Here is a 14,877-nt window from a genome sequence, read left to right as displayed (position 1 = left end):
GATCAATGGGTGCGTCAAGGAGTACAAGTGCGCTCGCTTCCAAGCTGCTAACCAGAGGGCTATGGATACCTCCGGCGTGCCTCGAGCAGGGAGTGACCAAGCTTGTCCATACAGGGCCGAGGCAGTGGCTGCTTAGGGTTCGCGATCGTGGCGTCGAGTGCGAATACAGCCGCTAGCTTCGGCCGCCGGCCGGTACGGTCATGAGTCCATTCCGTTGTGCATATCTCTGTCGCCCGCTTCCGAAGCTGAGTCAAGGTCGATACCGAGAGCTCGATTGACAGCGGATTTCGGCCACCTCAGAAGACGTCCCACCCGGATCGGTTCAAATGGAAAGTCCCCTCGCCGGCAATGCTCGTACACCGCCCAAGTGGACGTAGCGAGCAGCTTTGCCATTTCCTCCGCGTTGTAGGTGAGGCTCATTCAACCGGCTGACGGCGGATCGAGTTGAAGCATCCGGCGCAATGCTGCAGTTGGAATACGGATCCGGCCCCTCACCCGGATGAACGGGAGGGAGCCATCATGAATTGCGCCGTACAGGGTCGTCTTGGCTACCCCAAGCGCAACCGCCGCCTCATCGACGTTGACGGTCGGCCGGATGTCGGGGTCCAGCCTGATCGGCGTCCTAATCGACATCAAAACATCTCCTCAATAGACGGACGAGAGAAGTATGGACTATGCTCAAGGGTATATGCCATACATGCACATTCCTAATAGCTGACGGTCCAGGAATTTGGCCAAGGCGCGGCGCACACCCGAAGCGTTCTTCGATGGCCCTTCCTCTCGAGTGGTGGTTGATGAAGTGGATGGCAAGCCTCGCTCCCGCCAGTGGCCGGAGTTTTTGGGAGTGCAATGGCTTGTTGAGACCATCTGGTCGCAGGACGGCATACGTCTCGAGCCCCTCTCCGTAACAGTCACGTCTCCCGATCCAGACTCGGCTCCCGTGTCAGCCGAGGTGCTGCGACGGCTGCCCATCGGTTCTTTGCATCAAAGAGCCAGGCAGGTAGCTGCGGGCATCACGAAGATGGTTCCGAACAATAGACCTGCCCTCCCCGAGGTCGATCATCTTTTGGCCGCGTTGGAGAAGTCAGGTGCTCACCGGGGTGTGGCCACGAGCGCCCAGGAGTTAGAGATTCTCGCCACCGTCTATGTATCGGCGTACCAAGCAGGGGAGTCAGTGACCCAAGCAGTTGCCGACTATTTCGGGATCTCAAAATCAACAGCAGGCAAGCGAATCATGAAAGCCCGAACCAATGGGCTCCTTCCCAGGTCGAGGAGGCTAACACGATGAAGGGCAGCACGATCAAGCGCGGCAACACATGGACCGCCTACTGGTTCACGACCGACCCGGCCACCGGTAAGCGCCGACAACACTCAAAAGGGGGCTTCCGAACCAAGAACGACGCACAACGCCACCTGAACGGGATCATCGACAAGGTCGAGCGCGGTGAGTGGAAACCCGACAAAAAGATGACAGTGGAGCAGCTTCTGGCGGAATGGCTTGCCGCCAAGCGGTCCGAGGGGCTGAGAGAGAATACGACCGCGATGTACGGCAACGTTATAGACGGCTGGCTTCTCCCACATGTCGGGAAACTCAAGCTCGACCAGTTAACGCCGGCTAGTGGTCAGCGGCTCGTCGAAACCTTGAAAACCGACGATGGGAGCCGACTTAACCGGGGTGCGCTCTCGTCTCGTTCGGTACAGCTCGCCGTCCAGGTTCTCAAGGCAGCCACGCGGTGGGCCCTCGAGACCGGACTTGTTGGCCGCGACCCGCTGGTCGGGTTCAGGCGACCCCGCGCCAGCGGGTCGCCAGCGGCCACCGGCGCATGGATCGTTGGCGAAGCCCGCAGGTTCCTGGCATCGGTCGAGACGGACAGGATGCGGGCCGCTTGGTGGCTGCTCCTCGGTAGGGGCCTACGCCGCGGCGAGCTCGCCGGGCTCAAATGGTCGGCGGTGGATCTCGATGCCGGCGTCATCCGGATCATCGAAACCCGGGTCGTCGTGAAGTCAAAGGCGACCGCGTCGACCCCAAAGACGGACGCCGGACGAAGGGCCGTCAAGCTCGATGCCGTGTTGGTGGCCGAGTTGCGGCGGCACCGTCAGATCGTCGACCTGGAACGGCACGTCGCCGGCGAGGCATGGACGGACACCGGATACGTATTTGTCGACCAACTCGGTCAGCCGTACCGGCCAGAATTGATCTCCCGAAACTTCACCCGACTAGCCAGGACGACGGGCCTTCGCCCGATCCGACTACACGACCTACGCCACACCGCGGCATCGCTGATGTTGGCGGCGGGTGAGTCACCAAAGGTGGTCGCCGAGATCCTCGGCCACTCCTCCCCCATCATCACCCAGGTCGTCTACCAACACCTCATGCCGGGGCAAACAGATGCTGCCGGCGAACGACTGACGGGGCTCCTAGCCGCCACCTAGGTCCCTTTGTCGGCGCGGTCCCTACGGGGCCTCAGGGTTCATGATGTCGGCATGTTCAGGTGGTATCTCACTCTTGGCCCTGGTTGAGATCTTCTCGAGCAGTGTTTCCAAGGCCTCAGGGTTTGCAATACCCTCTTGCATTTCCTGGACAGCGGCAGACCACAGTTGTCGGTGAACAGCAGGCGCAGTGAGAGGCCCATGGGCCGTGAAACCAGTGAATACAACGATGTGGTCTCGCTCGAGCGCTACTCGGATGGGATACACACCGACCTCTCCGTCCGGACGTGGCTCTGAAACGGCTGTGGCCGAAATGTCCACCAGCGCTCGGCGTTCGACAGCAATGAGGCGACAGGCTTCAATGGAGTCCAACAGATAGTCGCCCTCAAAACGGACAGCCTTCAGGCGCGGACGGTCGCTCTCCTCATCAGGTTCAGCTGCATCTCGGCTCTGAGTCTGACCAATGCTAAACCGCGCCATTGTCAAGTTGAGACGTGCTATTCCCGCCGAACGGAAGCGGGTCGTTATCAGGTCAAGCATGATGAGGCTGCTGGATTCGAATCGCTGGCGGGTTTCATCTGACAGAACCCCAATACGGACTGGCACATAACCAAGCTGCGACCAACCCGTAACCATCCGCAGCGCGACCATCGCCGCTCGACTATCTGACGCCGGAGCCCTGACGACCCTTACGACACTTAGACCTTCAGTGAGCACGACTGATACCTGGCGATCAGATTGCTGGTTGGGTCGAAGATGGGGGTGCTCAACCACCTCTTCATCGACTACTGCCTGATAAGCCCGCACTGTCCCAACGAGTTCCAGCTGGCCATCGCTAGGTTCACCGATGATCCGCTCGAACACAAACCATCTCGCAACACCAATACGGATATAGCGGCCAATGACATACCCCAGCCGCTCGGCGGTGAGTTGGAGATCCGGAGGCCCCTCCATCGCGAACAACCGGTCGATCCAACCGCGTTCGGGGACGGGTTCACTCTCGGTTTCGAGTACGAGCCGAGCGATTTCCTCGTCATTCCACTTGTAATACCGAGCTATGCGTGTGGCTAGATCTTCACTACCACCGCTCTGGGGGATGCCGCTCTGTCGAGCAATCTCGCGGAGTGCAGGTAATTTCAGGCCAACCAGCGCCTTCTTAATGACCTCCTGACGGAGCTCGTATTCCATGATTCGGGGCTGCTCGTCGACCCTTTCCACCGGGACTGCAGGAACGATCTCATCCTCCAGTGCAGCGCGGAGAAAGCCATCTAAGCCGGCGTCTATGTGGTCAGCATCAGGCAATGTCCGAAATACGATGTTCTTTGCGAGCCTCTCGTGCTCTCGCCGTACCTCCGGCACCATGGCAGCGATGTAGTCATTCAGCTGTTGGATCACATCCTCGATCAGTTCTGAATGGATCACCCTTTTTGTCTCGCGCTTCGGACTCATGCTTCACCCATTTTTCCGCTCCCGCTCCTGTCGGGCCATGGCATAGTAAGCCACAGTTAGATAAACCAGCTCCCACTCCTCCGTGGACTCGGGCGTTGCCTGCCCACTCAATACGTGCTGGGTGATCGAGCCGACTGCCAGCATCAGCTTGGCAGTAGCTCCTGCTATCTCCGCATCTGTTAATTCGTCGTTGTCGCCCTCAGGACGTAGTTGCCGCAAAATGGGCTGGACGCCATCAATGCACTGGAAGACCTTCTCGCAGGGGAACTTGTTGGAGTCCACCCATTTCTTCAGGGCATACTTCTTTGCGGTTCCTTGAAGCTCGCTTGGAATGCGCACGGCTCAGTCCCAAACGCCTGAGCTGAGAAGTATCGCGACCGCTGGCTGCAGCGTGATGGCCAAAATCAGAACACACGCGACCACACGCTGAGCAAACTGTCGCGGGAAGTCGGGTCCGAACAACTCCGCCCAGGCGAACACCGCGCCCACGGCTACCACGGCCAGGACGCCGTTGATAACCACAAGCACCCACTTCTTCGAGATGAAGAAGTCGCGATTGCGATCCGTCGGGATGACGAGCGCGATCGCGATTCCGAGTACAGCGAACACTAGCGACTCGACCGTCAGAAGCGCGACCAGAGCATCGGTCGGCTTGAAATCGGATACGGCCGCCAAGGTCATGCTGGGTCACCGCCTACCCAGAGGTTCGGATACTGGAATGCGTCTCATCTCCACCTGCCCCGTTGACAATCCGTTGACAAGGCACCTCGCCGGCCTTGTCGCTCCGAACTCTTATCGTGCGTTTTGGCTGGTCAGCGCTGGTGTCGGAGGGGGGACTTGAACCCCCACGCCCTTGCGGGCACTAGCCCCTCAAGCTAGCGCGTCTGCCTATTCCGCCACTCCGACGTGGCGCCACCCGAAGATGGCAAGGCGTAGATCATAGTGGGAGTAAGAACCCGCTGGCCTCGCCTACGGCTCGAAGGGTTCCGGCTGCCTGCTGAAGCGCCGGTCGGGGACAAACCAGATAACCGCAACGCCCACATACAGCCCGTACGAGATCCACGGCGAGACCCATGCCAGGCCGATTGCTAGCAAATACATCACGATCGAGATGTTGCCCTTGAAGTCGGAACCTAGTCCGCGAGCGACGGTGGAATCGGGCCCGTTCGCCCGAACGATGGTTCTCACCAAGATGCCGTACGCCACGGCGGCTCCCGCAAAGCTGCATCCGTATATCGATGCAGGAAGATGAGCCCGGTAGTACTTGGCGACCCAGCCAGTGAGTACGGGAACGAGCGAAAGCCAAAATAGAAGGTGAAGGTTCGCCCACATCACCGCACCATTCAGCCGATCGGTGACCCTGAACAGATGGTGATGGTTGTTCCAATAGATCCCGATATAGATGAAACTGAGCACGTACACGAGGACGTGTGAAAGGTCTTTGTTCAGATCGCTCAGCCTCGGACCTGCCGGTACCGCTATTCCGAACGCGGTGATTGTGATGATCACGGCCATGACGCCGTCACTGAACGCCTCCACACGACCGACCTCCCGCCGACGTTCAGAAGTAGGTGCGGTCATGAGACTCCCGCGTCAGCGGCGAGTTGGTCGACGATCTCTCCGAATCGCTGGGAAAACAACGAGATGTGGCCCTCGTCCGGCTCGAACCGAGCGGTGGATCCGGGTATGTGCGCCGCAAGCCACTCACCGTGCGCGGGCGGAACCATCAGGTCCTGACCGGCCCGCCAGACCGTTACTGGAATGGCTATGTCACCGAGATCGAATCCCCAATATCGGATGAACGCCACGTCGTCGTCCCAGTAACCCGCTGATCCGCTCGAAGCTGCCAGACGCATCCAGGCAGCTAAGAACTCAGCCACGTCACCTACCAGGGCTTGTTTGTCAGGGGGCGACAACAGGCCCCCTAAGGCATCCACGAGCTGCGACGGTTGGATGTGCCGCAAGGAGGACATCAGCTCCCCTACCCTCCCTTCCAGACCAGGATCCCCAGCGATCAGCGCCTGGAACTCCTCCACGTTCTCGGGCCCCATCCCGGCCGTCCAATCGAGGTCGTCCACACCCTCGTAGGGGGCCACTCCTGCGATGGTTGCGGCGGCGGCACACCGGGTGTCAAGCAAAGCGCTGCATGCCAAGGCGTGCGGGCCTCCTCCTGACCATCCCGCCGTCACGAATCTCCGGTAGCCCAGGTGATCGAGAACAGCGCCGACATCCGAAGCGACGTCGGCAACCATGCGTCCCGGCATTCTGTCGGACGAGGCATATCCCGGTCGGGACAACGTGACCAGTCCCCAACCGTATCGAGCCGCATGCTCAACCATCGGTTCCCACAAAACCGCTGCGCCAGGCTGTCCGTGGTGGAACACAAGGGCCGTTGTATTGGCGCCGGCGGACCGAGTTGAGGCTTCGTAGTGGATTCGGCGCCCATCCAGGATCTGCAAATGCGGCATACGCAGCTCCGACCTCTAGTAATGCCAGGGAAACCTAGACCAGTCGGGCGGCCTTTTCTCCAGGAATGCATCACGCCCTTCGACGGCCTCATCCGTGGCATAGGCCAGACGGGTCGCCTCGCCGGCGAATATCTGCTGCCCGACAAGACCGTCATCCACAAGGTTGAACGCGAACTTCACCATACGCTGAGCCGTTGGACTCTTGCTGTTCACCTCTCTAGCCCATTGAAGCGCGGTGGATTCCAGCTCGACGTGTGGAACAACCGCGTTGACCGCACCCATCGCGTGCATCTCCTCAGCCGTGTACGTGCGGCCCAGGAAAAAGATCTCCCTCGCGAACTTCTGTCCGACCTGCCGGGCCAGGTACGCCGATCCGAACCCCCCGTCGAAGCTTGCAACGTCGGTGTCGGTCTGCTTGAAACGAGCGTGTTCGAAGCTGGCGATGGTGAGGTCGCATACGACGTGAAGGCTATGCCCACCCCCGGCGGCCCAACCGGGGACGACACAAATGACAACCTTCGGCATGAACCGAATGAGGCGCTGCACCTCAAGGATGTGAAGCCGGCCGGTCCGAGCCGGGTCAACACTCCTCTGATCGTCTCCACTTGCATACTGGTATCCGTCGCGACCTCGGATCCTCTGGTCTCCACCGGAGCAGAATGCCCAGACACCGTCACGCGGTGAGGGCCCGTTACCGGTCAGCAGGATGCACCCGACGTCTGGGGTTTGCCGGGCGTGGTCGAGCGCCCGGTAAAGCTCATCGACGGTGTGGGGACGGAACGCGTTCCGCACGTCCGGTCGGTCAAATGCAACCCTTACGGTGCCTCGATCGACCGCCCGGTGGTAGGTGATGTCGGTGAAATCAAAGCCTTCAACGTTTTGCCACGCCGACGAATCGAAGATCTCGGAGACCATGAGCTGGAGACTATGGGGTCCCGGCGGCGAGACCCCAACCGGTCGCGTCGTATGCAGGTCCATCCGGGGCGGCATTTGGGGAGACCCCTGTGACATCCGGCTGGCAAACGACCGCCTGAGGCAACGCGACGATCGGCAGATCGGCGTAATCGGCCCACGCCTCCTGGTCGGCCTGATTCACTAGTGCGAACCGCTGACCGTCCTGCGCGGTTGTGCCGGCAGCGACCAACGAGTCGAATGCGGCGTCCGACACCCCGGTTGCGTTGGACGAGCTGCCGGTGACGTACGTCTGCAGTAGGTCACCCGGGAACGGGGACAAGGCTCGCACCCGAAGCGCCAGGTCCCAATGACCAGACAGCCCGGTGACGCTGACGGAGAACCCCGCCGCGTCAAGCTGTTGGACGATCGACTGTGCGGCGGCTGACGCCACTGGATCGGCAGGGTCAACACTCAGCGACAAAGCTCCAGAAGGGTGGGAGAGCGGCGCCGCCGAAGGTGGCCCGTGCGGCGCGTACCCGGTCTCTCCTGGAACCAGGAAACGGTTAGCGACAGGCGGGTCTGTTGGCGCAATCGCCCCAATTGCTGTCGTGATCACGGCTGGCCTCGAGATGGCTGCCGTCACTGCAGACCGGAGCGTCGAGGCCTGCAGCAGTCCCGCACCTTGCTGGAACTCCAGGTCGAGGTAAAGCGGTCCAGGTGCGACCATCACGTTCAAGTTCTTTGCGGACCGGAGGGGTGAGATGGCAGCCTCGGTCGCCGGTATGTCGGCGCACCCGATCTGGCCGAGTACGAGAGCCGAGACCAGCTGCTGGATGTCCGGAACGAACCGGAAGTCGAGTTCGAGCGTCGAGGCAGGCGGTCCCCAGTATGAAGGGTTGCGGGCAAGCCGGAGAAAGCCAGAACGGTCAAAACCTACGACCGTATAGGGGCCGCCAGAGATCAAGTCGTTGACCGGGTCGGTGAATCCGGAGTTGAAACCGATCTTCTCGGCCTCGTGAGCTGGGACCATGTGACGGAACAACACGGGCCAGTCCGGATACGGACTGGAAAAGACGACAGTCACCTCGTCTGGCGACGCCGGCGAAACGGTGACCGACTGCACGAGGCTGTAGCCGGACTGAGTTGCCGGGCTGAACGGCCGGCCACCAACGTCCGTTCCCTTGCCTGCTTGTGCCTGCCAGTTGTACACGAAGTCCGCCCCGGTTATTGGGACGCCGTCAGCCCACACCGCCTTGGGGTTGATTTTGTACACGAGGGTCTGCGGAGACGCCGAAGTCTCGTTTACCGACTCCATCAGGACAATGTTCAAGATCGGGTTGAACGAAGGCCCAAACGTGAACACTGAGGGCAGGACCTGATCGGCGACGGCGGTCAACCCATCGCCGGTGCCGCCGGCAGCTAGTGGATTCCAGTTGGCGGGCGGGGCGCTGTTGAACGCGAAGCTGAGCTCTGTCGTGGGTAACCCTGGCTCTCCTGAAGCGGGGCGAGGAGCCGGAGAACTCCGGCCGTGATGAGAGGTCGAGCAGGAGGCCAGACCGACAGCGATGAGCGCGGCCGCGACGGACCGTCCGGTGCGCCCCGGCAAGGCTAGTGAAGTCGAACTCGCGGATCGAGGACGGCGTACGCCATGTCGACCAGTATGTTGGCGATGATCACGGCGGCGCTCGCGACGATAACGATCCCAATGATCACCGGGAGGTCCTGATTGGTGATCGACTTGACCGCGGTGTAACCCAGCCCGGGCAGCCCGAAGACTGTTTCCGTCACGATCGCACCACCCACGAGGGTTCCCAGATCAATACCGAACTGGCTGGTAACCGGGGTGAGAGCCGATCGGAGACCGTGGCGAAAGATCACCCGTCTCTCTCGCAGACCCTTGGACCGGGCGGTCCTGATGTAATCCTCGCTGAGCACCTCGAGGAGCGACCCGCGGGTTAGTCGCGTATACGTCGCGGCGGACACAAGCGCGAGCGTGAGCCACGGCAAGATCAGGCTCTGGAGCCATTTCAATGGATCCTCGGTCAGCGGGACATAACCCGAGCCTGGGAACCAACGAATACCCCGTTTTGCCAGCTGGTAGTAGACGAGGAACAGAAGGAGGAGGCCGAGCACGAAGGTCGGCATCGAATAGAAGAAGAGGGCAATGAACGTGAGGCTACGGTCGAGTATCGAACCCCTTCGGACCGCCGAAACCACTCCGGAGACGATCCCTAGGGTCAGCCAGATGACGGCCGCCCCGAGGGCGAGCGACAAAGTTATCGGGAAGGCCTCCTTGATCACCGTCGAAACCGGTTGCCCGTGGTAGTAGGAGTAACCCAGGTTGTGGTGCCATACCAGCTGATCGAGGAAGTTCCAGTACTGGTTGATCAGCGGTTGGTCGAGGTGGAGTCGATGGGTGATGTTCTGGAGCGTCTGCGGGCTTGCGTTACGGCCTGCAAGCCTTCGTGCGACGTCCTGCCCGTTCCCTCCGATGAAGAAGATGCCGAATACCAGGACAGTCACCATCCACATGACAATGATCCCGAGCCCAATACGGCGAATGAGGAACCTGGCCATCGGAGCTCCCTACAGCCGCTCGAGGCGAGGATCGAGCGCGTCACGAACCCCGTCGCCGAGGATGTTGAACGCAATCGTCGTTGCGAGCAGTGCGAGCCCGGGAAACACCAGGAACCACCAGGCCTGCTGGTAGACGCTCTCTGACTCGGCGATCATCTGTCCCCAGTCGGCCGTCGGAGGGGGTATGCCGAGTCCGAGGAAGGACAGGGTCGCCTCGAGGACGATCGTGACCGGTATCAGGAGCGTGGCGTAGACGATCAGCTGGGTCAGCACGTTCGGCAGGACGTCCACGAACATAATTCGCCAGGAGCTGGCCCCGAGGGACCTAGCAGCCTCTATGTATTCCTTCTCCCTGATCGACAGCACCTGCCCCCGGACGATCCTGGCTACCGCCGCCCAACCGAACACCGCGATCACGATGATCACAATCGACAGGCCCGGGTGGCTGACCGACACGAGTGATATGGCAAACAGCAGGAACGGCAGGGAGAGCACGAGGTCTATCAGCCTGGCGATGATCGAGTCGGGGATCCCGCTGAAGTATCCGGCGATCAAGCCCATCACCGCACCGATGGCGACCGTAAGAAGCGTCGCGACGACGCCGACCAACAGGGATACGCGGGCGCCGTACGCGATCCGGACGAGAATGTCCCTTCCGAGATCGTCGGTTCCCAACCAGAACGCGCTGTTCGGCGCGACCGGTTGCCCGAAACCGTTCAGCCCCGTGGTCCGGAACTGTTGATTCACTCCGTGACCGGTGATGGTGGCGAACACGGGCGCAAAGATGGCCATCAAACCGATCAGGACAATCACGACTGCTGAAATAACCGCGGCCCGATCCTTGCGGAGGCGGCGCCACGCGAGCTGCCACGTGCTCCTGCCTTCGATTTTGGCTGCCACTTCAGGGGAAAGCTCACCACCGGCGTCAAGCGGTACCTCGCTCACCTCCGGGGTGAGCGCGCCCGGCAGGGTCATGGCATCGTCCTTTCCCCTACTCCCTCGACCGCTTCGAGTCCCTCCACAACCGGCTCAGGCTCGATGACGCGTTGGTCCGGGGCGAGGTTGGGCCGAGCCTCTTCGAGGTTCTCGCCGTCGGCGACAGAGAAATGGCACGCGGCCTTGTGGTCAGGACCGTCGCGCAGGCGAGGCTCCAACAGCGGGTCTTCTGTGACACATTTGGGCTGGGCCTTGGGGCAGCGCGGATGGAATCGGCAGCCACTCGGGGGGTTGATTGGTGAGGGGACGTCGCCAACCAGAACAATCCTTTGCCGTTGTTGCACCGAGTTCGGGTCTGGAAGCGGAACGGCCGAGAGCAGGGCGTTGGAGTAAGGGTGCCGGGGATGCATGTAGAGGCCGGCCGACGGCCCTGTTTCGACGACTTTTCCCAGATACATGATCATGAGCCGGTCGCTGACATGGCGAACGACCGAGAGATCGTGAGAAATGAAGATGTAGGTGAGCTTCAGTTGCTCCTGCAAGTCGGCGAGAAGGTTGAGAATCTGCGCTTGTATCGACACGTCCAGCGCCGACACCGGCTCGTCGCAGATCACCAGCTTCGGATTGAGTGCCAGGGCCCTGGCGATACCAATTCGTTGGCGCTGGCCCCCGGAGAACTCGGCCGGGAAACGGTTGTAGTGCTCGGGGTTCAGCCCGACGAGCTCCATCAGCTCCTGGACCTTCCGCTTCCGGTCCTCGCCACTCGCGATCCCGTGGATTGCGAACGGGTCGCCGATGATCGCCCCTACCCGCCGCTTCGGGTTCAAGGAGCCATAGGGATCTTGGAAGATCATCTGCATCTCACGCCGCACCTTGCCGAGATGCCGTGGTTTCAGCCTCGAGATGTCCTGACCTTCGAACTCGACGCGCCCGGAAGTCAGGTCGAACAACCTGGCGACGCAACGAGCGAGGGTTGATTTTCCGGAGCCGGTCTCCCCGACTAGACCTACCGTCTCGCCTTGCTTGACCTCAAAGGTCACCCCGTCTACCGCGTGTACCACCTCGCGGCTCCGCCTGAGCCCGCTCGACTGCACAGGGAAGTGTTTGACCACATCAGTGACGCGCAGCAGAACGTCTGAGTTGGCAACCGCGGTCACGACGCGAGCTCCGGCGCCACGGCTCTTCGCCTTATCTGCTCCCGCTCGGCCAGATCGTGCGACAACCAGCATGACGATTTGTGTTCTGGCGATTCACCAACCGGCGTCAGCGGGGGTTCCTCGCGGAAGCAGCGGTCGAACGCGTATGGGCAGCGCGGGTGGAACTTGCAACCAGTCGGCAGAGTTATGAGGCTGGGGGGTTGACCGCTGATCGGGAGCAGGCGCGATCGGTCGTCGCCGTAGGCCGGGAGAGACCGAAGGAGACCCTCAGTGTAGGGATGATGGTTCTCGTAGAAGATCTCGTCGCGCCTGCCCGATTCCATGACTGCACCCGCGTACATAACGATCACATCGTCCGCCATCTCGGCAATGACTCCGAGGTCGTGGGTGATGATGATCACCGCCATGCCGAACTCCTCCTGGAGGCGTTCGATCACCTGCAGTACTTGGGCTTGAACGGTGACGTCCAGTGCTGTGGTTGGTTCATCGGCTATGAGGACGGCAGGGTTGAGAGCCATCGCCATGGCTATCATCGCCCTCTGGCGCATGCCGCCGGAGAACTGGTGCGGAAAGTCGTCGACCCTGATATCCGGTCGCGGTATGCCCACCAGGCGGAGCAGATCGATCGACCGGGCGCGAGCGACCTTCTTCGAGACGCCCTTGTCGTGTGCCCGGATCATCTCGGAGATCTGCCAGCCGACCCTGTAGTACGGATGCAGGCTGGAGAGCGGATCCTGGAAGATCATCGCGATCTCCCGACCCCGGACCTGCTCGAGCTCGTGCTGGGTCATGGTCAGCAGGTCGGCGCCCCTGAACAGTGCCTGCCCGCTGATCTCGGCACCTCGGGTGAGGCCCATGATCGTTTGCGTCGAAACGCTTTTGCCGGACCCAGACTCTCCCACGATCCCGAGAGTCTTGCCCTGGTCAACCGAGAAGGACACCCCACGGACAGCCTTCACAACCCCGTCGTCTGTCGGGAACGAAACCTGAAGGTCTTTGATCTCTAGTAGCGCCATTCCTCACACCTTGTCTGGGAGAGCTTCCGGCTGGAGGGTTGGCTCCTTCATGGGTTTGTCAGTCCGGCCCGGCGGTTGCCCGCCGGGCCGGATAGGGGTTGACTGAGGTCTAGCTAGAGAGCCAGACGTTGGCGAAGCTGCAGGTTTCCCATGCCGGGCTCACGACGCAGTTGTGCACCTGGGATCCCTGGATCTTGTTGTAGTTCAGGATGCGGATCGGGTCCCATGCGGCCTGAGCCATGACCTCCTGATCGGCCTGGTGCCACAAGGGGGCGGACGCCGAGTCGGTCGGAGCGCTCAGCGCATTGTCGATCAAAGTGTTCAGCTTCGGATCGTTGAACAGGCCGAAGTTGCTGGTGGTCGGCGTCGTCCCGGTGAACAGCGGCAAGAAGTAAGTCTTTGCTCCGTTGGAGAACCAGTCCGGGGTCCACCCGGCAATGGCGAAGTCCCAGACGCCGGTCTTCGCCTGGTTGGGCTTGTAGAGGTACTTGGAGTAGAACTGGCTCTGGTTAATCACGACAGGTACGACCTTGACACCGATCGCCCCGAGGTTGTTCTGCAGGGTCTGGAAGTCCTTCGACAGCGTGTCGGAGGTCGAGTAGTACAAGAACTTCAGAGTCAAGTTCGGGGCGCCGGCAGCTGCGAGCGCCGCCTTGGCCTTGGCCTGGTCGTAGGGGTACGGGTCGAAGTTGGGGGTGTACCCGATCGTCGGTGCGGTCAGGACGTGCGTGGCTGGAGGAGAAATCTCAGGCCCGCCAGCATCTTGGATCAGCAGCGTGCGGTCGATGGCTTCGTTCAGCGCCTGGCGAACGGCGACGTTCTGGAGCGCGTTGTTGTTGTTGGGCGAGACGGTGTTCCAGACGATGTAGGTGGGTCCGGCCGAGCTCACCATGGTGAAGCGCGGGTCCTTGGTCTGGATCAGTCCGGGAGTCTGGGTCGGGGGCACGTCGGTGTCCCACATGATGTCCGCCTGAGGCGAGTTGGTGGTCACCTGCTGGTAGGCGGTCGCGTTAGTGCTGGTCTCGGTGATCTGGATCTGGTCGACGTATGCCTTACGGATCGGGTCGGTCGACGCGCTCCAGGATGAGTTACGCACGAAGTTGATCGACTTGCCGGGGTCGTAGGACTGGATCTTGTAGGGACCGTCCGACTGCACGTACTGCCACACGTTGTTGCTGTCCGGCACGGCCTGGAGGATCTCCTGCGGAGCGGGATTGAAGGGCGGCAGCGTCATGACGCCCGCGAAGTACGAGGCGGGCTTGCTGAGAGTGAAGTTGACGGTCAACGGATCGTTGGGCGCTACCTGCACCCCTGAGATCTGGTGGCTGTTGATGTAAGCCGCCTGATCGGACGCGCTGGTAGACGACACCTTGGCGAAGGGGTCGCAGAAGTCGTTGTAACCGACGAGGAAATCACTGAAGTCTACGGTGCCGCCGAACGGGTCGGTCGGGTTGCAGGCTCTCTTCAGACCGAGGATCACATCGGCCGCGCTGACCTGCCGGGGCGGGTTGGTATTCCACATCGCGCCTTTGCGGATGGTGACGGACACGTGCAGCCCGTCCGGGCTTACCTTGGGCATGGCTGTGGCGAGGTCCGGGGTCGGGACGACCTGCTGGCAGTGCACCGACGGGAATGTGTAGAGGCTCCGGTTGTACAGCTGGTACATGGAGTAGTCGTAGGTGAGGTAGCCGATGTTCAGGTCGAGGGCGTTGTCGACGTCGGCACGCCCGAGCGCCGTAAGCGTTCCGCCCCTCTTAGGCGTACCAGCGTTGTTCTCGCCCCCGTACAACTGCAGCCCGGGGGCCCAGGAGCACGAGCCGGTCGTATTTCCGGTGGTACCACCCGACGGTCCCCCAGAGCTCTTGCTTCCGGAACTACCGCAAGCTGCAGCAAGCAGGGCTAGGGACAAAACCCCCGCGCCAAGCTGCAGACTCCTTTGCTTCAAACGTT

The 14,877-nt window shown here is 61.4% G+C and carries 14 protein-coding genes and 1 tRNA gene; 1 reads left to right on the top strand and 14 read right to left on the bottom strand.

What is annotated here, in order from left to right:
- Positions 1 to 420 precede the first annotated feature (420 nt).
- Positions 421 to 633, bottom strand: coding sequence for a helix-turn-helix domain-containing protein (locus VFZ97_06010; protein ID HEX6392976.1), 213 nt, complete (start codon positions 631 to 633; stop codon positions 421 to 423).
- Positions 634 to 1,284: 651 nt separating this feature from the next.
- On the opposite strand from VFZ97_06010, the gene VFZ97_06005 reads away from it, so the two are divergent.
- The gene (locus VFZ97_06005; protein ID HEX6392975.1) at positions 1,285 to 2,433 is read left to right on the top strand and encodes a tyrosine-type recombinase/integrase; all 1,149 of its coding nucleotides are present in this window, start codon (positions 1,285 to 1,287) and stop codon (positions 2,431 to 2,433) included.
- A gap of 21 nt (positions 2,434 to 2,454) precedes the next feature.
- Here the strand turns inward: VFZ97_06005 and VFZ97_06000 are convergent, their stop codons facing one another.
- From VFZ97_06000 to VFZ97_05940, 13 genes are all read right to left on the bottom strand, one after another.
- Complete coding sequence (locus VFZ97_06000) at positions 2,455 to 3,879, bottom strand: hypothetical protein (GenBank protein ID HEX6392974.1); 1,425 nt, start codon at positions 3,877 to 3,879, stop codon at positions 2,455 to 2,457.
- 3 nt (positions 3,880 to 3,882) lie between these two features.
- Positions 3,883 to 4,218 carry a hypothetical protein gene (locus tag VFZ97_05995; protein ID HEX6392973.1) on the bottom strand — a complete coding sequence of 112 codons (336 nt, stop codon included), beginning with the start codon at positions 4,216 to 4,218 and terminating at the stop codon, positions 3,883 to 3,885.
- Positions 4,219 to 4,221: 3 nt separating this feature from the next.
- Positions 4,222 to 4,560 carry a hypothetical protein gene (locus tag VFZ97_05990; GenBank protein ID HEX6392972.1) on the bottom strand — a complete coding sequence of 113 codons (339 nt, stop codon included), beginning with the start codon at positions 4,558 to 4,560 and terminating at the stop codon, positions 4,222 to 4,224.
- Positions 4,561 to 4,698: 138 nt separating this feature from the next.
- Positions 4,699 to 4,785: transfer RNA gene (locus VFZ97_05985), tRNA-Leu, on the bottom strand.
- 63 nt (positions 4,786 to 4,848) lie between these two features.
- Positions 4,849 to 5,460: a TMEM175 family protein gene (locus tag VFZ97_05980; protein ID HEX6392971.1), complete on the bottom strand. Its 612-nt coding sequence runs from the start codon at positions 5,458 to 5,460 to the stop codon at positions 4,849 to 4,851.
- Positions 5,457 to 6,347: an alpha/beta fold hydrolase gene (locus VFZ97_05975; GenBank protein ID HEX6392970.1), complete on the bottom strand. Its 891-nt coding sequence runs from the start codon at positions 6,345 to 6,347 to the stop codon at positions 5,457 to 5,459. The genes VFZ97_05980 and VFZ97_05975 overlap by 4 nt, the downstream gene beginning before the upstream one ends.
- 15 nt (positions 6,348 to 6,362) lie before the next feature.
- Positions 6,363 to 7,262, bottom strand: a complete 900-nt coding sequence (locus VFZ97_05970) for a 1,4-dihydroxy-2-naphthoyl-CoA synthase (GenBank protein HEX6392969.1) — start codon at positions 7,260 to 7,262, stop codon at positions 6,363 to 6,365.
- Positions 7,263 to 7,272: 10 nt separating this feature from the next.
- Complete coding sequence (locus VFZ97_05965; protein ID HEX6392968.1) at positions 7,273 to 8,847, bottom strand: ABC transporter substrate-binding protein; 1,575 nt, start codon at positions 8,845 to 8,847, stop codon at positions 7,273 to 7,275.
- 2 nt (positions 8,848 to 8,849) lie between these two features.
- Entirely contained in the window at positions 8,850 to 9,818 is a 969-nt protein-coding gene (locus tag VFZ97_05960) for an ABC transporter permease (protein HEX6392967.1), read from the bottom strand.
- A gap of 9 nt (positions 9,819 to 9,827) precedes the next feature.
- Positions 9,828 to 10,793, bottom strand: a complete 966-nt coding sequence (locus VFZ97_05955) for an ABC transporter permease (GenBank protein HEX6392966.1) — start codon at positions 10,791 to 10,793, stop codon at positions 9,828 to 9,830.
- Entirely contained in the window at positions 10,790 to 11,911 is a 1,122-nt protein-coding gene (locus VFZ97_05950; protein ID HEX6392965.1) for a dipeptide ABC transporter ATP-binding protein, read from the bottom strand. Before VFZ97_05950 ends, VFZ97_05955 begins: the two co-directional genes overlap by 4 nt.
- On the bottom strand, positions 11,908 to 12,927 hold the full coding sequence (locus VFZ97_05945; GenBank protein HEX6392964.1) for an ABC transporter ATP-binding protein: 1,020 nt from the start codon (positions 12,925 to 12,927) through the stop codon (positions 11,908 to 11,910). Before VFZ97_05945 ends, VFZ97_05950 begins: the two co-directional genes overlap by 4 nt.
- A 109-nt stretch (positions 12,928 to 13,036) precedes the next feature.
- A complete protein-coding gene (locus tag VFZ97_05940) occupies positions 13,037 to 14,872 on the bottom strand; it encodes an ABC transporter substrate-binding protein (protein ID HEX6392963.1) in 1,836 nt (611 codons plus the stop codon).
- Positions 14,873 to 14,877 lie beyond the last annotated feature (5 nt).

The sequence above is a fragment of the Acidimicrobiales bacterium genome (assembly GCA_036378675.1).
GTDB lineage: Bacteria > Actinomycetota > Acidimicrobiia > Acidimicrobiales > Palsa-688 > DASUWA01.
Note: the sequence above shows the minus strand (reverse complement) of the source record. Positions and strands in the feature narration are given on the sequence as shown.